This window comes from Burkholderia catarinensis (assembly GCF_001883705.2).
In the GTDB taxonomy this organism is placed as follows: Bacteria; Pseudomonadota; Gammaproteobacteria; order Burkholderiales; family Burkholderiaceae; genus Burkholderia; species Burkholderia catarinensis.
Window position 1 is genome coordinate 130,429 of the sequence record NZ_MDEQ02000002.1, and the last position, 16,951, is coordinate 147,379.

Genomic DNA, 16,951 nt, shown 5'->3' on the forward strand with positions numbered 1-16,951 from the left:
CGCGGCGGCATCGCGCCATACGCATGCCGCCGCTCGCGTCGTCGCTGCCGCAGCGATCGCGGCCGCACACGTCAGTCGCGATCCGGCGCGCCGAGCGGAAAGAACGCACGATACGGCCGCGCCTCATCGACCGCGCGCGCAAACGACGGCCGCGCCAGCAGACGCTTGCGGTACGCGATCACGTTCGCGAACGACGGATCGATCCGGTGCGTCCAGTCAGCGTAGAACAGGAACGGCGCCGCGCCGCAATCGGCGAGGCTGAAGCGGTCGCCGGCCGCCCATTCGCGCTCGGCCATCTTCTTGTCCAGCCACGCATACGACGTGTCGAGCATCGCGCGCGCATCGGCGACACCGCGCGCATCGCGTTCGCCTTCCGGCCGCAGCGCGTCGTGCACGACCTTCTGCTGCGGCGTCGACACGTAGTTGTCGAAGAAACGGTCCATCATCCGCACCTCGAGCGCCGCGTGCGGATCGTCGGGCAGCAGGCGCACGGGGCCCGGATGGTTCAGGCCGAGATACTCGATGATGATCGACGCCTCGACCACGGTGCGGCCCGCTTCGACGAGCACCGGAAAGCGCTTCAGCGGCCACAGTGCGGTCAATTCCTGCATCGGCAACGGATCGTCGTGCGCGAGCACGCGATACTCGAACGGCGTGCCGTTCTCGTACAGCGCGGTCAGCACCTTCTGGCAGTACGACGAAAAAGGATGGGCGTAAAGTGTCGGCATCATCGCGGGGGCTCTCAGGGGTTTCGGCGCCGCGTCGTGCGGCGCCACGTGATCGGGTACCTCGACGACGAACGGCGTCGGGCCGTTTCGACATCCGTCCGGAAATTTTTTATGCCGAGCGGACGCGCGCCGCTACGACCGGCCGTCCATCACGACGCGCCCTTCGGCGCGCCAGCGCAGCATCCCGCCGCCGAGATTCGCGACCGCGTCGAAGCCGGCCTTCAGCAGGATCACGGTCGCCTGCGCGGATCGGCCGCCGGCCCGGCACACGGTCACGACCGGCCGGTCGCGCGCGATCTCGCCAACCCGTGCGGCCAGTTCGCCGAGCGGGATCGGCGTCGCGCCGGGCAGGTGGCCGAGCGGGCCCGTGAATTCGTCCGGCTCGCGCACGTCGACGACCTGCACCGCCGGCAGATGATCCTCGAGCCACTGCGGATCGATTTCCCAGAACCCGGCGAACGTATAGACGAGCGGCGCCCAGTCGGCCGCCGCATGCGTATCGGGCGCGTTCGCGGCGACGCCGCATTGCAGGTTCGCCGGCACCGCGACGTCGATCTGGCGCGGGTGCGCGAGCCCGAGATTGCGCATGTAGCCCGCGAAATCGTCTTCGCTGAGATCGCCGCCGAGGCGCGGGTTGAAGCGCCGCTCCTCGCCGACGCTCGTCACGGTGAGCCCGCGATAGTCGTGCGCCGGATACAGCAGGCAAGCGGCCGGCAGCGTGAAGAGCCGGCCGTGCACCGCGCGATACAGCGCGCGCGGGTCGCCCTGCTGGAAGTCGGTGCGGCCCGTGCCGCGGATCAGCAGGCAATCGCCGGTGAACGCCATCGATTCGTCGTCGAGCACGAGGCTGATGCAGCCGCTCGTGTGGCCGGGCGTCGCGCGCACGGTCAGGTAGCGCGCGCCGAATGCGCAGCGGTCGCCGTCGTTCAGGTAGCGGTCGGCGCCCTGCGCGCCGCTCGCGGCCGAGATCGCGATCGCGCTGCCCGTGCGCTGCTTCAGCAGCCACGCGCCCGTCACGTGATCGGCGTGCACGTGCGTGTCGACGGTCGCGACGAGCCGCAGCCCGAGTTCGTCGAGCAGCGCCGCATCGCGGCGCACCTGCTCGAACACCGGGTCGATCAGCAGCGCTTCGCGCGACGTGCGGTCGGCGAGCAGGTAAGTGTAGGTCGACGACTGCGGGTCAAAAAGTTGCCGGAAGATCATCGCGAAGTCGCTCCGTCGCGGGTTGATGCGTGTCGTCCGGCCCGCGCCGCCCCTGTCGCGCGGGCCGCCCCGTCGTGGTCCTGCGTTGCCGGCGCGCGACCGGCACGCCGCGTCAGCGCGGCTGCGGCACGAAGCGCAGATACGGCTTCAGCGTCCGGAAGCCCTCCGGATACTTCTGCTTCGCCGCATCGTCCGACACCGACGTCGGAATGATGACATCGTCGCCGGGCTTCCAGTTGACCGGCGTGGCCACCGTATGCTTCGCATTGAGCTGCAGCGCGTCGAGCAGGCGCAGCACTTCGTCGAAGTTGCGGCCCGCGCTCATCGGATAGACGAGCATCGCCTTGACCTTCTTGTCCGGCCCGATGACGAACACCGAGCGCACGGTCGCGTTGTCGACCGCCGTGCGCGGGCCGCCGCTCGCATTCGGATGAATCATGTCGTACAGCTTCGCGACCTTCAATTCGTCGTCGCCGATCAGCGGATAGTTGACCGCGTGACCCTGCGTCTCCGCGATGTCCGCCACCCACTTGCGGTGATCGCTGACCGGATCGATCGACAGCCCGATGATCTTCGTATTGCGCTTGTCGAATTCCGGCTTGAGCCCGGCCATGTAGCCGAGTTCGGTCGTACATACCGGTGTGAAATCCTTCGGATGGGAAAACAGGATCGCCCAATGGTCGCCGATCCATTCATGAAAGTGGATCGGTCCCTCAGTGGTCTCCGCGGTGAAATCGGGCGCGTCCTCGCCTAGTCGAATCGACATGTTCGTCTCCGTCAAATGGGAATCGTCACGACATCCGCGCCGCGGCATCCGCTCGACGCGCGATCGTCCGCGCGCGAAACGCCGGCATGGCACATGCCGGATTCCGTGCGTTCATATAGCGTAGATCAAAATGCGCATGCCACCGGCATCCCATACGCGGCAACCGATTCCGACGACGAATCGCGCGCGGCGGGACGATTCGCCGCGCCCGGACGGTTGCGCACGCTGCCTTACACTACGGCCTGTTCTCGTCCCCGATCACAGGAATTCCACCGACATGTCGATGACGATCGATCCGAAGCAGGCCGCCGCGCTGCTGGCCGTCGCCGACACCGGCAGCTTCGAGCAGGCGGCCGTGCGCCTGCACGTGACCGCATCCGCCGTCACGCAGCGGGTCCGCGCGCTGGAGGCGAGCCTCGGCACGCCGCTCGTGCTGCGCACGCGACCGTGCCGCCCGACGGTGGCCGGTCAGCGCGTGCTGCAGCACCTGCGCCGCGTCGCGCTGCTGCAGGCCGACCTGCAGAGCACGCTCGCGGCCGAGCGCGAATCGCCGATCTCGGTCACGATCGCGCTGAACGCCGACAGCCTCGGCACATGGTTCCTGCCCGCGCTCACGTCCGTGCTCGCGGGAGAGCGCATCCTGTTCGAGCTGATCGTCGAGGACCAGGACCATACGTTCGCGCTGCTCGAAAGCGGGATGGCCGTCGGCTGCGTGACGACCGAGCCGAAGCCGATGCGCGGCTGCATCGCGACGCCGCTCGGCACGATGCGCTACCGGCTGCTCGCCGCCGCCGCGTTCGCGGTGCGCTGGTTTCCGCGCGGGCTGAACCGCACGAGCGCACGCAAGGCGCCCGTCGTCGCGTATTCGCGGCGCGACACGCTGCAGTCGTCGTTCCTGAAGGAGAAGTTCGGGTTGCCCGACGGCGCGTATCCGTGCCATTACGTGCCGGGCACGCATTCGCACTTCGCGGCGGTGCGGCACGGGCTCGGCTACGCGATGGTGCCGGAGCCGCTGATCGGCACCGCGCCGCTCGACGCGCAGGGGCTCGTCGATCTCGCGCCCGCGCATCCGACCGACGTCACGCTGTACTGGCATGCGTGGACCGTGCAGTCGCCGACGATGGCGTCGCTGTCCGGGCGGGTCGTTGAAGCGGCGCGCCGGTTGCTCGCGCCGTTGCCGAAATGAAACGAGCCGGTGACGGGGCCAGCCCTCGGCCCCCGGCCGTTATCCGCGCCGCTGCGAGAAATACGCGCCGACCGCGCCGAGGAACGTGTCGATATCCGCGCGCGACACGTCGCAGTGCGTGACGAAGCGCGACGCGTACAGCATCTGCGTGAGGATCCCGCGCTCCTTGAGCCACGCCTCGAGCGGCGCGCAATCGGCTTCGGGGAATTGCGCGAACACCATGTTCGTCGCGTGCGACAGCACCTTCACGGAGTCGATGCGCGCGAGGCCTTCCGCGAGATGCGCGGCATTCGCGTGATCGTCCGCGAGCCGCTCGACGTTGTGGTCGAGCGCATACAGGCACGCCGCCGCGAGAATGCCCGACTGCCGCATCCCGCCGCCGAGCACCTTGCGCCAGCGCTGCGCGCGCTCGATCAGCGCACGGCTGCCGACCAGCACCGAGCCGACCGGTGCGCCGAGCCCTTTCGAGAAGCAGATCGACACGGTGTCGAACGGCGCGCACAGCTCGGCGATCGGACGGCCCGACGCGACGGCCGCGTTGCACACGCGCGCGCCGTCGAGGTGCAGGGACAACCCGCGGCTGCGCGCGAGCGCGACGGCTTCCTGCACATAGCCTTCCGGCAAGACCTGGCCGCCGATCGTGTTTTCGAGCGCGAGCAGGCGCGTGCGGGCAAAGTGATTGTCGAGCGGCTTGATCGCCGCGGCGATCTTCGCGAGCGGCAGCGTGCCGTCCGGCGCGTTCTCGATCGGCTGCGGCTGGATGCTGCCCAGCACCGCCGCGCCGCCGCCTTCGTACTTGTAGGTGTGCGCGAGCTGGCCGACGATGTATTCGTCGCCGCGCTCGCAATGGGACATCAGCGCGGCCAGGTTGCTCTGCGTGCCGCTCGGGAAGAACAGGCCGGCTTCCTTGCCGGCCCGCTCGGCCGTCATCGCCTGCAGGCGCAGCACGGTCGGGTCGTCGCCCCATACGTCGTCGCCGGTTTCGGCGGCAGTCATCGCGGCCAGCATTGCCTGGCTCGGACGTGTCACGGTATCGCTGCGTAAATCGATCATCGCTATGCCCTGAGTAAACGCGGACCGGAATCCATGCGCCCGGCCCTGCCGAAACGAGACACAGAGTGTACGCAATTCACGCAGCGCGTGCCGACCGGCGACGGCGAACGCAGGCATCAATCCCGCGGCGGCGCCGGCTGGACACCCACCGGCGGCATCGGCGGCATCGACGAGACCGCGCGCAGCGCACCTCCGCCACATCCGCCGCTCATTCCGCCCGGCACCGGCATGCGGTTGCCCGAACGCATCGAAACGGATCGGCTGCGCAGGACGCCGCGCACGGGCCGTCAGGTGCACAACCTCCGCATGCGCGACACCGTTCCGATGACGCGACGCGCCATATTGACGCACGTGCGGCAGACCGCCGCGCCGCGGCCGCATCAGCCGCGAACGGCCTTCTTGATACGAATCAACGATTTATCCGGAAACCGCGCGCGGCGGGCTGGACATCTGCGACGAGTTGGCGCATTTCGCGGTGCAACATCGCGGCACATACTCCAGCCAACCCCGACGCCTGTCCGCCGGGGTCCGCCGGCACCCGCCGGCGGGTATCGTCAGCTTCCGGTCAACTGGTATGGACACCGCTCTTTCGGCCCTCGATCTGGCCCGCCTGCAATTCGCGTTCACCGTCTCCTTTCACATCGTCTTTCCGGCGCTGAGCATCGGTCTCGCCAGCTTCATCGCCGTGCTCGAATATCGCTGGCTCAAGACCGGCAAGCAGTACTACAAAACCCTCTGCCTGTTCTGGTCGAAGATCTTCGCGGTCGCGTTCGGGATGGGCGTCGTCTCCGGCGTCGTGATGAGCTACCAGTTCGGCACCAACTGGTCGGGCTTCTCCAGCTTCGCCGGCGCCGTCACCGGGCCGCTGCTGATGTACGAGGTGATGACCGCGTTCTTCCTCGAAGCCGGCTTCCTCGGCATCATGCTGTTCGGCTGGAACCGCGTGAGCCCGCGCGCGCACTTCGGCGCGACGCTGATGGTCGCGATCGGCACGCTGATCTCGACGTTCTGGATCCTCGCGTCGAACAGCTGGATGCAGACGCCGCAGGGTTTCGAGATCGTCGACGGCCGCGTCGTGCCGACCGACTGGTTCGCGATCATCTTCAACCCGTCGTTCCCGTACCGCCTGTTCCACATGGCGATCGCCGCGTTCATCGTCGCCGCGCTGGTGGTGGCCGCGACGGGCGCATGGCACCTGCTGAAGGGCCGCCGCGACAAGGGCGTGAAGAAGATGTTCTCGATGGCGCTGTGGCTGCTGCTCGTGCTCGCGCCGCTGCAGGCCGTGATCGGCGACCAGCACGGCATCAACACGCTGAAGCACCAGCCCGCGAAAATCGCCGCGATCGAAGGGCTGTGGGAAACCGAGAAGGGCGGCACGCCGCTCAACCTGTTCGGCATTCCGGACATGAAGGCGGAAACGACCCGCTACGCGGTGAAGGTGCCGCACCTCGGCAGCCTGATCCTCACGCACAGCTGGGACGGCGAGATCCGCGGGCTGAAGGAATTCCCGCCCGAAGACCGCCCGAACTCGACGGTCGTGTTCTGGAGCTTCCGGATCATGGTCGGCCTCGGCTTCGCGATGATCGGCCTCGCCGCGCTCGCGTGGCTCCTGCGCCGCCGCGGCCGCCTGTATGAATCGAAGGGGTTCCAGCGCTTCGCGCTCGTGATGGGCCCGACCGGCTTCGTGTCGCTGCTCGCGGGCTGGGTGACGACCGAAGCGGGCCGCCAGCCGTGGGTCGTGTATGGCGTGATGCGCACCGCGCATGCCGTGTCGCCGCTGTCGGTGCAGCAGGTCAGCCTGTCGATGATGACGTTCGTGATCGTGTACTTCCTCGTGTTCGGCACCGGCGTGTACTACATGCTGAAGCTGATGAAGGCCGGCCCCGCGCTGCCCGACGCGAAGCACGACGACACGCCCGACACGCGCCCCGATCACACCGCGCGCCGCCCGATGTCGGCCGTCGACGAGCTGATCGAGACCGTCTGAGCCCACCCCATCCGCATACGAGAAAACCTATGGACGTCACCGTAATCTGGGCCGCGATCATCGCATTGGGGCTCTTCATGTACGTCGTGCTCGACGGCTTCGACCTCGGCATCGGCATCATCTTCCCGTTCTTCCCGGACGAGAAGGAACGCGACCTGATGATGAACACGGTCGCGCCCGTGTGGGACGGCAACGAGACGTGGCTCGTGCTCGGCGGCGCCGGGCTGTTCGCGGTGTTCCCGATCGTCTATTCGACCGTGCTGTCGGCGCTGTACCTGCCGCTGATCTTCATGCTGGTCTGCCTGATCTTCCGCGGCGTGTCGTTCGAGATCCGTGCGAAGGCGCGACGCACGAAGCAGCTGTGGGATCTCGCGTTCATCGGCGGCTCAGCCGGCGCGACGCTGTTCCAGGGGATCGCGCTCGGCGCGTTCCTGCAGGGCATCAACGTGAAGGACGGCGTGTTCGCGGGCGACGCATTCGACTGGCTCACGCCATTCAGCCTGCTGACGGGCCTCGGCCTGATCGTGACCTATGCGCTGCTCGGCTGCTGCTGGCTCGTCGCGAAGACGGAAGGCGACCTGCAGCGCCGGCTGCATCGGGTCGTGTGGCCGCTGACCGTCGTGCTGCTCGGCTTCATCGCGGTCGTCAGCCTGTGGACGCCGCTGCAGGATCCGGCCATCGCGCAGCGCTGGTTCGATTCGGGGCTGTTCTGGCGCCTGCTGCCGGTGCCGTTCCTGGTCGCCGGGTGCGCGGTGTGGATGCGGCGCGCGGTGCGCGACCGGCACGACATGACGCCGTTCGTGCTCGCGCTGGCGCTCGTGCTGCTCGGCTACGTCGGCCTGCTCGTCACGCTGTTCCCGTATGCGATTCCCCAGACCATGACGATCTGGGAGGCGGCGGCGCCGCGTTCCAGCCAGACCTTCACACTGGTCGGCGCAGCGGTTATCCTCCCGATCATCATCGCCTACACGACGATGGGTTACTGGGTATTCCGAGGTAAGGTGCGCCATGAAGACCAGCATTACTACCATCACTGATTCAGCCGATCGCCCGCCCGAGGCACCCCGGCCGCGGATGCGCGGCTGGATGTGGTTCGTCGTGCTGTGGGCGGGCGGCGTGATCGGCGCCGTCACGCTCGGCTATGCGTTCAAGATCTTCATGAACCTGACACTGTTTGCGGTGAAGTAGGCCCCTCCTGCGGTGCACGCCGGGGCGAATGCCGGACCCGTTCCGCGCATCCCGCCTCCGGCGCACCGCCTTCGCCGCCGGCACGCTGCCGTGGCGATCGCACTCCCCCGCTTTCACGCCCCGGCGCGCCCCCCGCTCACCGCTCGCACTTCGTCGTGCACATCGCCTTGTCCACGTCCGTGAAGAACGCCTGGTAGTACTCAGGCTCCGTGACGGTCTTGGTACGCGAATCGCCGGCGCTGTCCCACACCGTGCGATCGAAGCGCGCACGCACGATCGCGACGTGCGCCTCCCGCCCCGCCCGAACCGTCACGACAGCGGCCACGCGCTCGTGATCGGGCTTCGTCGGCAGCATCCCGATGCGGGCCTTCAGCGCACCACGCAACAGCTGACGCCACTTCGGGATCAGCGTGTCGCTGCGCCCCGCTTCCACCAGCCCCGAATCGCGATCGACCGTCACCGGCGCATAACCCTGCGCGCGCAGCACGCCGGCCACCGCGTCGAGCGTGCGCGCCTGCGTCGCATCCGCATAGCGGCGGTCGCTGAGCATGCGCAGCGTCTGCTGCTCGGTATCGGTCAGGTCGACTTCCGTCTGGCTCGAGCTGTAGCGCACCAGCGACCCGCCGTTGCCGATCTGCCGCCCGTTGTCGGGTTTCGTCGCGCATCCGGTCAGCGCCGCGAACAGTCCGGCACAGGCGAGCGCCAGCGCGCCTCGGCCGCGCACGGGCGGCGCCGCGGCCGGGCGGCGCGTCGCATGCCGCGCCGCGCGCCGGAGGCGAAGACGGTGGCGAATTCCGGTTGCCCGGGCGTCGGGTGGCGATATGATCGTCATCGGGGCGTTTTCTCCTGTCGGCGCCATGATAGGGAGGCGCCCCAGCCGCCACAAACGACATTTTTTGACCCACTGTGTAGCTTTTCTTCGCGATCTCACGATGCGCCGATTGCCGCCCCTGAACGCGCTGCGCAGCTTCGAAGCTGCCGGCCGCCTGCAGAGCCTCACCCTCGCCGCCGACGAGCTGAACGTGACCCAGAGCGCGGTCGCGCAGCAGATCCGCGTGCTCGAATCGTTCTTCGGGCAGAAGCTGTTCGAGCGCGACGGACGCTCGCTGCGGCTCACGCCGCGCGCGCGGCATTACCTCGTCGACGTCGCGAGTTGCCTCGGCCGGCTCGCGCAGGCGACGGGGCAGATGTTCGACCCCGTCGGCGGCCATCCGGTGCGGATCAACGCGTCCGCATCATTCGCGCACGGATGGTTGCTCACGCAACTGGCCGCGTTCCAGACCGAGCATCCGGACATCGACGTGCAACTCGTCACGACGCCCGACACCGAACACGATCAGTTCGACGAAACCTGCGACATCGTGGTCCGCCGCTATACACCGGAGCTGCGCCGCAAGGGGTTCGTGTCGAGGCCGCTGCTCGCGACCGTCGCGGTGCCGGTGTGCGCGCCCGGCCACCCGGTGCTCGAACAGGCGCGTACGCCGGCCGACCTGCGCAACGCGCCGCTGCTGCATTACGCGGGCCTGCCGCAGGCGTGGCAATACTGGTTCCACCAGGCGGGCTCGGCCGTCACCGAGACGCTGCGCGGGCCGTTTTATCGCGAGTTCTTCCTGATGACCAAGGCCGCCGCGAGCGGGCTCGGCGTGTGCCTCGCGCCGCGCGCGGTCGTGCGCGACGACCTCGAGCACGGGCGGCTCGTCGCGCTGTTTCCGGAAGTCCACCTGGAAGGGCCGCCGTTTCATTGCCTGTATCGCGACGACGACGATCCGTCGCTGCGCACGTTCGTCGACTGGCTGTTCGCGCGGGCGGAGGCGCTGGAGGGGGCGGTGTCGGGATAGCCGGCGAGGGGCCGGAAGGTAAAGCCATCGAAGTGACTTGATGCAGATGTGCTACCGACGACTGGGCAGATGCACTGTCACGTTCAGCTAGATGTTCTGCCGCACCACACCCAGCTTCAAGCCCAGCATGCCGAATATACGGTTCATCGTCTGCACCGTCCCGTCGCTGCGGCCCTGCTCGATGTCCTGGATCGTCTTCGTCGACACACCCGCGAGCTTCGCCATTTCCGTACTCGTGAGCCGCATTGTCTTCTTCAGATGGCGCACCGATTCGCGCAGCGACCACTCGGGATGCGCGAGAACGTCCTCGATCGCCTCGCGCCGCAGCGCAAGCTGTTCGGGGAGCGACATCGCGTTATAGCGTTTGTCCATGGCGTCGCCTCCTCCTAGCGCACCGCAGCCAGTTCGCGAGCCAGCCGCTCGAGCCCCGGTTTCAGAAAGGCATGCACATCGTGCTCCAGCCCAAGATCGACGCCATGAGCCGCGATCTCTCGCAAACCCGGCGACATCGCACTCAGCCTTGCCCGCAACGCGTCGCGGTCCAACGCGACAGGTGCGTCCCCCGTTTGCGGCTCGCTGGTCCGAACGACTGCGTCGAGCACGCGCGCCCAGTCCGGCTGACTGCCGTCATTGCCTTCCCAGCGGATGCGCCGCGCGATGCCATCGGGGTGCAAATACATCGGCGCGAAGTCGTAGAGCGGCGTCAGGGCGACACGCCCTTCGAAGTCGCGTTGCAACGCGGTGTTTCTCGCATGATTGTCCTTGTTGCCCAACGCGAGATTCGCAATATCACGGCACAGGTATTCAGCCACCTCGGCCTGCGGGTCCGTGCATTGACGCACGAGATGCCAGCACACCTCGTCGTGGCTCGGCACGACACCAAAACCGGCCTTGCCCGTCAACGACGCAATGCTTTCCTGAGCGAACCGGACCACGCGACCGCCGACACGCGCCCGATCGAAACGCCGAATGAATAGCGAGCGATCGCGCAGTTCAAGTGGCGCATGCACGCGCAAGCCGAGACGCCGAGCCAATGCCATGCAAGGCGCCTCGTGGCGCAGGATCTGGGCAAGGCGCGCGTTCGCTCCGCGCCCGAACTTGACGATGTAGTGCTCGATCGCACGCTCGTCCGGCAGCGTGTGGTCAAGATAGAGCAGCCCGTCGTCGGCGCGGGTCAGCAGCAGCTTCGGCCATTCGCCCTGTACGCCCGAGGAGCCCGCAACGAAGAAGCCGTGCGCGGCGAGATATTCGCTGAACGCGTCGCCTCGCTCGACAACCTCCTCGTCGGTAAAACCCTGCTGCGGCCCCTGACGTTCGGCCAGCCAATGCACCGCCTCCTTGATTCGCAGATTCCCGATCGAATTCGCCGCCCCCGTCAGCAGCAACGGCCAGTCGGCACGCTCCTCGGCGGTTTCCGGCAAACCGAGACGGCGCAGCAACTCCGCGCGGCCGAACCCTTGCGGTAGCAGATCGATCAGGAAAACAGGCCAATGCGGCGTCTCCAGCGGCTCGAGGCCGACCGGGAATCGGCACGTCATGGCGTGCGCGTCGCGAGCGAGTTGATGCCGAACGGTCCACTCGACGTCGTAACCCGTATAGGCGCGTGCGCGCCAGCCTTCCTCGGGCGGGCCGAACAAGGTGACGACACCGATGTCGTGCCAGGCACCGTCGGCGTGGAGCTGAATCGTGCAGGAGGCGTTCATTTCAGTAGAAATCTACATAAATTATCCAAGTCATCGCAGATAAAGTATATATATTTCTACCGAAATAGAAACTTTTGCTGTTGGCTAGACGACGCGCAGCGTGCAAGGGGAATCGCCCTCGCCGGTCATTTTTGCCCGCCCAACGCCGCTTCGATCTTGCGATCCGTCTTGTACTGGCTCAGCGCATACACCGACCAGATCGCGGCCGGGATCCAGCCGATCAGCGTGATTTGCAGGATCAGGCAGATCAGCCCGGCGAACGGGCGGCCAATCGTGAAGAACTGCAGCCACGGCAGCAGCAGGGCAAGAATCAGGCGCATGGATATTCCTCTTCGTGCGTCGTTAAACGGTAATGCCCGGCCAATATGGCGTGTTGCGCTGCGGAATTCAAGCCCGGCGGCCCGCATCCCGGCACCAGGCTCGCCGCATGCCCTCGTCAACAAAAAAACGGCGCCCGCTTCACGCGGGCGCCGAGCCGAATTCGCCAGAGCGCGGCTGTCCGATCAGAACGTATGCCGCATGCCAATCCGCACGAGCGTCTGCGTGTCGCCGGCCGACGAGATACCGTTGCCGACGTCGCCGACCGACGCCGTCGCATCGACCACATTGCCGAATGCGTCGAGCGTCTTGCCGCTCGCCTTCTGGTAGCCGACGAGGCCGTACAGCGCGGTCCGCTTCGACAGGTTGTAGAACGACGCGAGGTTCAGCTGGTGGTACTTCGGCGCGGACTGCCCGCCGATCGAACTGCCTCGCGTGAAGTCGTACCCGGCCGCGACGCGCAGCGTCGGCGATGCCTGCCACGACACCGTGCCGCCCGCCGAGTTGTAGTTCGCCGTGCCGCGGAACGTCGAGAACGCGCCCGCGCGGTACTGCGTATTGCTGTACGACAGGCCGAGCGTGACCGCGCCGATCTGGTAGGTCGACGCCGCCGCGACGATCTGCATGCTCTTCGACGAGGCAAAGCCTTCGTTGATCGACGACGCGAACGTGCCGTCATACGAACCCGTCCATGCGCCCGCGTTCGCGCCGAATGCGTTGGTCGCATACAGATAGGCCGCGCCGAGCGCGAACGGGCCGTTCACGTACTGGCCGCCGACGCTCCACGTGTTCTGGTTCTTCGCGCTGCCCGCCTGGTTGCCGAAGCCGTACAGCGCGCCGAACGTGAATCCGCCGAATTTCGGGCTCACGTACTTGACCGAGTTGTTCTCGCGCGCCTGGTTGTCGATGTTGTCGAGGTCACCCGGATGCGCCCCCATGCCGGTCAGGAACGAGCCGGGCCCGATCGTGCCGACGAAGTCGACGATCGGATCGTACTGCCGGCCCATCGTCAGCGTGCCGAAGCGCGTGCTCGACAGGCCCATCCACGCCTGCCGGCCGAACATCCGGCCGCCCTGGCCGAGCTGCCCGTTGCCGATGTTGAAGCCGTTCTCGAGCTGGAAGATCGCGGCGAGCCCGTCGCCGAGGTCTTCCTTGCCCTTCAGGCCCCAGCGGCTGCCGGACCACGTGCCGCTCGCGAAGCTGTAGCTCGACGCGCCGCGATAGGCGACCGGCGTGCCGAGCGCGCCCTTGTTCGTCGCGACACGCTGGTTGCTCGTGTAGCCCAGCCCCGCATCGACGATCCCGTATAGCGTGACGGTGCCTTGCGCATGGGCGGTCGCGGACACGCACCCCGCCGCGCACACGATCATGGTTAACTTCTTCATTGGTAGGATTCCTATTTATATGAATGACATCTAGCGATACTGCACATCTCCAAACCGAGACGCTGACCTACGCCGAATCGGAAAGCCACCGCGCGACACGCGCGACGAGCGGATCCGCTTCGTCGAAGCACTCGACGCCCGCCACCTGCGGTGCGTCGCAAATCGTGAACACCGGTTTGCCCCATTGCAGCCCGAGCGCGATCTCGGACAGCGTGCCGAGGCCGCCGCCTACTGCTATCAGGCAAAGCGACGCGCGCGCGATCAGTGCATTGCGCGTGATGCCGAGCCCGGTCGGCAGGGCGACGGTCAGATACGGATTCGCGTGCTGCGCATCGTCCTCGGGCAGCAGCCCGATCGCGCACCCGCCCGCCGCATGCGCGCCGCGTGCGGCGGCTTCCATCACGCCCTGCTTGCCGCCGCCGACGAGCGCGATGCCCGTCGCCGCCAGTGCATGCGCGATCCGTTCGGCAACCCGCATCTGTTCATCCGTCGCTTCGCGCGGCCCGATCACGCCGACCGGCATCCGATGCCGCTGCCCGCCGCGTTGCCGCTCCGCCAATTGCGCGAGCGCGTCGCGCGCCGCTTCCGACCATTCAATGACGTCGTTGCCGAACAAGGCCTTCCCCCAACGCAAGAACACAGGTGCAGATTGCCGTCAGCACGATCGACAGCACGGCCGCCTGCGAGAAATCGGTTTGCCCGTCCGACAGCTTCAGGTACATCAGCAGCGGCAGGATGTTGATCTGCGTGCCGGCCAGCGCGAGCGCCGTGCCGTAGGTACCGAGCGCGATCGCCGTGACGAGGCACCACGCGGATGCGATCGACGGCCACAGTTCGCGCCATGCGACGTCGAGCCACGCGCGCCACGGCCGCGCGCCGAGCGTCAGCGCCGCCTCGAGCGGCCGCCGGTCGAGATTCGCGAACGCCGGATAGATCATCAGCGCGACCCGCGGAATCAGGTAATACGCATACGCGACCGCCAGCCCCGGCATCGTGTAGATCGCGCCGCCGAGCACGTTCGGATCCGCGCCCAGCGATGCCGCCAGCGTGGTGACGAAGCCGGCGCGGCCGAATGCGAGGATGAAGCCGTACGCGATCACCAGCCCGGAAAACGCGAGCGGCACGCCGAGCAGCACGAGCGACCAGCGGCGGCGGGCCGGCGACTGCCCGGCCAGCGCGAAGGCAACCGGCACGCCGACGCCGACCGACAGCGTGCCGGCGAACACGGCGAGCGCCAGCGAGCGCACGATCGCGTCGCCGACGAGCGGATCGCCGAACACCGCGGCGAACGCGCGGCCGCTGTCCGTGAATGCCGCGGCGACGAGCGCGGCGAGCGGCAGCGCGAAGAACACCGCGAGCAGCGCGGCCGCGGGCACCGCACCGAAGCGGCGCATCGCGCCGTGTTCGATTGACGAGGCGTGCATCGTCCGCTCCTTATTTGCCGAGCGTCGCCTGCGACCAGAGCTGGTCGACCTCGGCCTTGCGCGCCGCCGCCTTCACGACGTCGAGCGGGCGCACCTGCGGCGCATTCGGCAGCTTCGCCGCGACCTCCGGCGCAACCGGCGTACCGGGTACCGCCGGACGCACGTAGCCTTGCGCGAACAACGCCTGCCCGACGTCGCTCATCACCAGGTTGAGCCAGAGTTGCGCGGCGGACGGATTCGGGCCGTTCTTCACGAGGCTCATCGCATACGGCGCCGACACGCTGCCGTCCTGCGGAATCACGACGTCGGCCGCGTCGCCCATGCCATCCACATACTTCGCCTTGAGACCGTCGTTCTCGTAGCCGATCAGGATCGGGATCTCGCCCTTCACGAACTTCGCGTACGGCGTCGTGCCCTCGACGCGCAGCACGTTGCCCGCGTTCTTCAGCTTGCCGAAGAATTCCGCGCCGGGTTTCGGGTTCTCGACGTTGCCGCCATTCGCATACGCGGCCGCGAACACCGCGACCTGACCCTGCCCCGTCGAACGCGGGTCGAGATAGACCACCGCGTTGCGATACTCGGGTTTCAGCAGGTCCGACCACCGCTGCGGCGCGTTCTTGACGAGCTTCTTGTTGACGAGGAACGCGATGTTCAGCGAATGCACCGCGAACCAGCGGCCGTCGGCCGCGCGGAAGACGTTCGGCAGCTTGTCGAAGTTGACCGGCTTGAACGGCGCGACGACATCCTTGCCCTCGGCGTCGAGCGCCGACGCGGCGAAGTAGTACGCGGTATCGGCCTGCGGACGGCGGCGCGACTTGTCGAGCGCGACGACGGTGGCCGCCGAGCCGATGTCGTTGTACGTGATCTCGACCTTCGGATAGCGCTTGCGGAATTCGGCGAACAGCGCCTTCCAGTTCGCCCATTCGGGGCCCGTGTCGAACGACACGACGAGCCCTTCGTCGGCGGCCTTCGCGTACAGCGCGTCTTCTCCGGGGTACAGCGGCGCGGCGTGGGCCGACGCACAAGCGAGCGTCGCGAGCGCGCAGAGCGCCAGCACGCGGACGCTCAAGGCTTTCACAAGAGGATGGCCAGCAAACATCGTGAATCTCCGTTGAATGAAATGGGTCATCGCGCGCCCGGCGCCGCCGGCAGCACGAGCAGATGGTGGGGCTCGATGGCGATGCTTTGCACGGCGGGCTCGCGCCCTTCGCACAACAGCGTGTCGGTCGAGCCGGCGGGAATGAAGTCGTAGCGTTGCGTCGCGCCGAAATAGCGCACTTGGCCGGGACGTCCGTCGATGCGGTTCACGCTGTCGGCCGGCGGATCGGCCTGCACGAGTTCGGGCCGCACCAGTACGTCGATTTCGGCACCCGGCCGATGCTCGCCCGTCTCCGCCCGGAGCATCGCGAAGCGCACGTCGACCGTGCCGTGCGCGAGCACGCGGCCGCGCAACAGCGTCGAATGCCCGACGAAACGCGCGACCTGCGCGGAGGCCGGGCGCTCGTACAGGCTGCGCGGCGTGCCCGCCTGCAGCACGCGGCCGCCGTCGACGATCGCGACGCGATCGGCCATGCTCAGCGCCTCGTCCTGGTCGTGCGTGACGAGCAGCGTCGTCGCGCCGCACGCACGCTGCAGCGTGCGGATTTCATCGCGCAACTGATGGCGGATGCCGGCGTCGAGCGCCGCCAGCGGTTCGTCGAGCAGCAGCAGCTTCGGTTCGATCACGAGCGCCCGGGCGAGCGCGACGCGCTGCTGCTGCCCGCCCGACAGCATCGTGATGCCGCGATCCGCATGCGCCGACAGGCCGACCCGGTCGAGCATCTCCAGCGCGCGCCGGCGCCGGGCTTCGGTCGTGACGCCGCGCATCCGCAGGCCGTACGCGACGTTGTCGACGACCGACAGGTTCGGAAACAGCGCGTAGTGCTGGAACACCATGCCCACCTCGCGCCGCCACACGGGCACGCCCGCCACGTCGTCGCCGCCGATCGCGATGCGGCCGCGATAGCCGTCGAGCAGGCCGGCGGCGAGCCGCAGCAGCGTGGATTTGCCGGAACCACTGCGCCCCATCACGGCGAGCAGCTCGCCTTGCGCGGCGGACAGCGTGACATCGTCGACGCCGTGACGCGCGCCGGGATACTGAAAACTGACGTGTTCGAAATCGAGACTCATGAC

At 67.7% G+C, this 16,951-nt stretch carries 18 protein-coding genes; 5 read left to right on the forward strand and 13 right to left on the reverse strand.

What is annotated here, in order from left to right:
- Positions 1–71: 71 nt before the first annotated feature.
- The 3 genes from BFF94_RS03800 to BFF94_RS03810 form a co-directional block, all read right to left on the reverse strand.
- Positions 72–731, reverse strand: coding sequence for a glutathione S-transferase family protein (locus BFF94_RS03800; RefSeq protein ID WP_128842609.1), 660 nt, complete (start codon positions 729–731; stop codon positions 72–74).
- A 129-nt stretch (positions 732–860) separates the two neighbouring features.
- The gene (locus BFF94_RS03805) at positions 861–1,931 is read right to left on the reverse strand and encodes an MBL fold metallo-hydrolase (RefSeq protein ID WP_128842610.1); all 1,071 of its coding nucleotides are present in this window, start codon (positions 1,929–1,931) and stop codon (positions 861–863) included.
- Positions 1,932–2,043: 112 nt separating this feature from the next.
- Positions 2,044–2,697 (reverse strand): peroxiredoxin, encoded by a 654-nt coding sequence (locus BFF94_RS03810; protein ID WP_128842611.1) that lies wholly within the window; start codon positions 2,695–2,697, stop codon positions 2,044–2,046.
- Between the two features lie 277 nt (positions 2,698–2,974).
- Between BFF94_RS03810 and BFF94_RS03815 the strand changes: the two genes are divergently transcribed.
- Entirely contained in the window at positions 2,975–3,883 is a 909-nt protein-coding gene (locus BFF94_RS03815; protein ID WP_219139009.1) for an HTH-type transcriptional regulator ArgP, read from the forward strand.
- A gap of 39 nt (positions 3,884–3,922) precedes the next feature.
- Here the strand turns inward: BFF94_RS03815 and ltaE are convergent, their stop codons facing one another.
- On the reverse strand, positions 3,923–4,936 hold the full coding sequence (gene ltaE, locus BFF94_RS03820) for a low-specificity L-threonine aldolase (protein ID WP_128842612.1): 1,014 nt from the start codon (positions 4,934–4,936) through the stop codon (positions 3,923–3,925).
- A gap of 574 nt (positions 4,937–5,510) precedes the next feature.
- On the opposite strand from ltaE, the gene BFF94_RS03825 reads away from it, so the two are divergent.
- The 3 genes from BFF94_RS03825 to BFF94_RS03835 are packed head-to-tail and all read left to right on the forward strand — an operon-like array spanning position 5,511 to position 8,111.
- A complete protein-coding gene (locus tag BFF94_RS03825; RefSeq protein WP_128842613.1) occupies positions 5,511–6,923 on the forward strand; it encodes a cytochrome ubiquinol oxidase subunit I in 1,413 nt (470 codons plus the stop codon).
- 29 nt (positions 6,924–6,952) lie between these two features.
- Positions 6,953–7,960 (forward strand): cytochrome d ubiquinol oxidase subunit II, encoded by a 1,008-nt coding sequence (gene cydB, locus BFF94_RS03830; RefSeq protein ID WP_128842614.1) that lies wholly within the window; start codon positions 6,953–6,955, stop codon positions 7,958–7,960.
- Positions 7,932–8,111: a hypothetical protein gene (locus BFF94_RS03835; RefSeq protein WP_128842615.1), complete on the forward strand. Its 180-nt coding sequence runs from the start codon at positions 7,932–7,934 to the stop codon at positions 8,109–8,111. The genes cydB and BFF94_RS03835 overlap by 29 nt, the downstream gene beginning before the upstream one ends.
- Before the next feature lie 136 nt (positions 8,112–8,247).
- On the opposite strand, the gene BFF94_RS03840 is transcribed toward BFF94_RS03835, so the two are convergent.
- Positions 8,248–8,835, reverse strand: a complete 588-nt coding sequence (locus tag BFF94_RS03840) for a hypothetical protein (RefSeq protein ID WP_246637222.1) — start codon at positions 8,833–8,835, stop codon at positions 8,248–8,250.
- 208 nt (positions 8,836–9,043) lie between these two features.
- Between BFF94_RS03840 and BFF94_RS03845 the strand changes: the two genes are divergently transcribed.
- Entirely contained in the window at positions 9,044–9,949 is a 906-nt protein-coding gene (locus BFF94_RS03845; protein ID WP_246637223.1) for a LysR substrate-binding domain-containing protein, read from the forward strand.
- 87 nt (positions 9,950–10,036) lie between these two features.
- Here the strand turns inward: BFF94_RS03845 and BFF94_RS03850 are convergent, their stop codons facing one another.
- The 8 genes from BFF94_RS03850 to BFF94_RS03885 all read right to left on the reverse strand — a co-directional run bounded on the left by BFF94_RS03850 (position 10,037) and on the right by BFF94_RS03885 (position 16,948).
- Positions 10,037–10,321 carry a helix-turn-helix domain-containing protein gene (locus BFF94_RS03850; protein WP_128842597.1) on the reverse strand — a complete coding sequence of 95 codons (285 nt, stop codon included), beginning with the start codon at positions 10,319–10,321 and terminating at the stop codon, positions 10,037–10,039.
- A 14-nt stretch (positions 10,322–10,335) separates the two neighbouring features.
- The gene (locus BFF94_RS03855) at positions 10,336–11,652 is read right to left on the reverse strand and encodes a type II toxin-antitoxin system HipA family toxin (RefSeq protein WP_128842596.1); all 1,317 of its coding nucleotides are present in this window, start codon (positions 11,650–11,652) and stop codon (positions 10,336–10,338) included.
- A gap of 125 nt (positions 11,653–11,777) precedes the next feature.
- Positions 11,778–11,972 carry a YqaE/Pmp3 family membrane protein gene (locus BFF94_RS03860; RefSeq protein ID WP_128842595.1) on the reverse strand — a complete coding sequence of 65 codons (195 nt, stop codon included), beginning with the start codon at positions 11,970–11,972 and terminating at the stop codon, positions 11,778–11,780.
- Between the two features lie 183 nt (positions 11,973–12,155).
- Entirely contained in the window at positions 12,156–13,355 is a 1,200-nt protein-coding gene (locus BFF94_RS03865) for a porin (RefSeq protein WP_128842594.1), read from the reverse strand.
- 67 nt (positions 13,356–13,422) lie between these two features.
- Positions 13,423–13,878, reverse strand: a complete 456-nt coding sequence (locus BFF94_RS03870) for a TIGR00725 family protein (protein ID WP_128842599.1) — start codon at positions 13,876–13,878, stop codon at positions 13,423–13,425.
- A 70-nt stretch (positions 13,879–13,948) separates the two neighbouring features.
- Positions 13,949–14,779, reverse strand: a complete 831-nt coding sequence (locus tag BFF94_RS03875) for an ABC transporter permease (protein ID WP_219139011.1) — start codon at positions 14,777–14,779, stop codon at positions 13,949–13,951.
- A gap of 10 nt (positions 14,780–14,789) precedes the next feature.
- Complete coding sequence (locus BFF94_RS03880; RefSeq protein WP_128842592.1) at positions 14,790–15,878, reverse strand: extracellular solute-binding protein; 1,089 nt, start codon at positions 15,876–15,878, stop codon at positions 14,790–14,792.
- A 26-nt stretch (positions 15,879–15,904) separates the two neighbouring features.
- A complete protein-coding gene (locus BFF94_RS03885; RefSeq protein ID WP_219139012.1) occupies positions 15,905–16,948 on the reverse strand; it encodes an ABC transporter ATP-binding protein in 1,044 nt (347 codons plus the stop codon).
- Positions 16,949–16,951 lie beyond the last annotated feature (3 nt).

Coding starts and splice junctions, on each gene's coding strand:
- ltaE (WP_128842612.1), bottom strand. CDS start 4,936: ATGATCGATTTACGCAGCGATACCGTGACACGTCCGAGCCAGGCAATG.
- BFF94_RS03850 (WP_128842597.1), bottom strand. CDS start 10,321: ATGGACAAACGCTATAACGCGATGTCGCTCCCCGAACAGCTTGCGCTG.
- BFF94_RS03875 (WP_219139011.1), bottom strand. CDS start 14,779: ATGCACGCCTCGTCAATCGAACACGGCGCGATGCGCCGCTTCGGTGCG.
- BFF94_RS03870 (WP_128842599.1), bottom strand. CDS start 13,878: ATGCCGGTCGGCGTGATCGGGCCGCGCGAAGCGACGGATGAACAGATG.
- BFF94_RS03835 (WP_128842615.1), top strand. CDS start 7,932: ATGAAGACCAGCATTACTACCATCACTGATTCAGCCGATCGCCCGCCC.
- BFF94_RS03845 (WP_246637223.1), top strand. CDS start 9,044: ATGCGCCGATTGCCGCCCCTGAACGCGCTGCGCAGCTTCGAAGCTGCC.
- BFF94_RS03805 (WP_128842610.1), bottom strand. CDS start 1,931: ATGATCTTCCGGCAACTTTTTGACCCGCAGTCGTCGACCTACACTTAC.
- BFF94_RS03815 (WP_219139009.1), top strand. CDS start 2,975: ATGTCGATGACGATCGATCCGAAGCAGGCCGCCGCGCTGCTGGCCGTC.
- BFF94_RS03865 (WP_128842594.1), bottom strand. CDS start 13,355: ATGAAGAAGTTAACCATGATCGTGTGCGCGGCGGGGTGCGTGTCCGCG.
- BFF94_RS03880 (WP_128842592.1), bottom strand. CDS start 15,878: ATGTTTGCTGGCCATCCTCTTGTGAAAGCCTTGAGCGTCCGCGTGCTG.
- cydB (WP_128842614.1), top strand. CDS start 6,953: ATGGACGTCACCGTAATCTGGGCCGCGATCATCGCATTGGGGCTCTTC.
- BFF94_RS03825 (WP_128842613.1), top strand. CDS start 5,511: ATGGACACCGCTCTTTCGGCCCTCGATCTGGCCCGCCTGCAATTCGCG.
- BFF94_RS03810 (WP_128842611.1), bottom strand. CDS start 2,697: ATGTCGATTCGACTAGGCGAGGACGCGCCCGATTTCACCGCGGAGACC.
- BFF94_RS03855 (WP_128842596.1), bottom strand. CDS start 11,652: ATGAACGCCTCCTGCACGATTCAGCTCCACGCCGACGGTGCCTGGCAC.
- BFF94_RS03860 (WP_128842595.1), bottom strand. CDS start 11,972: ATGCGCCTGATTCTTGCCCTGCTGCTGCCGTGGCTGCAGTTCTTCACG.
- BFF94_RS03885 (WP_219139012.1), bottom strand. CDS start 16,948: ATGAGTCTCGATTTCGAACACGTCAGTTTTCAGTATCCCGGCGCGCGT.
- BFF94_RS03800 (WP_128842609.1), bottom strand. CDS start 731: ATGATGCCGACACTTTACGCCCATCCTTTTTCGTCGTACTGCCAGAAG.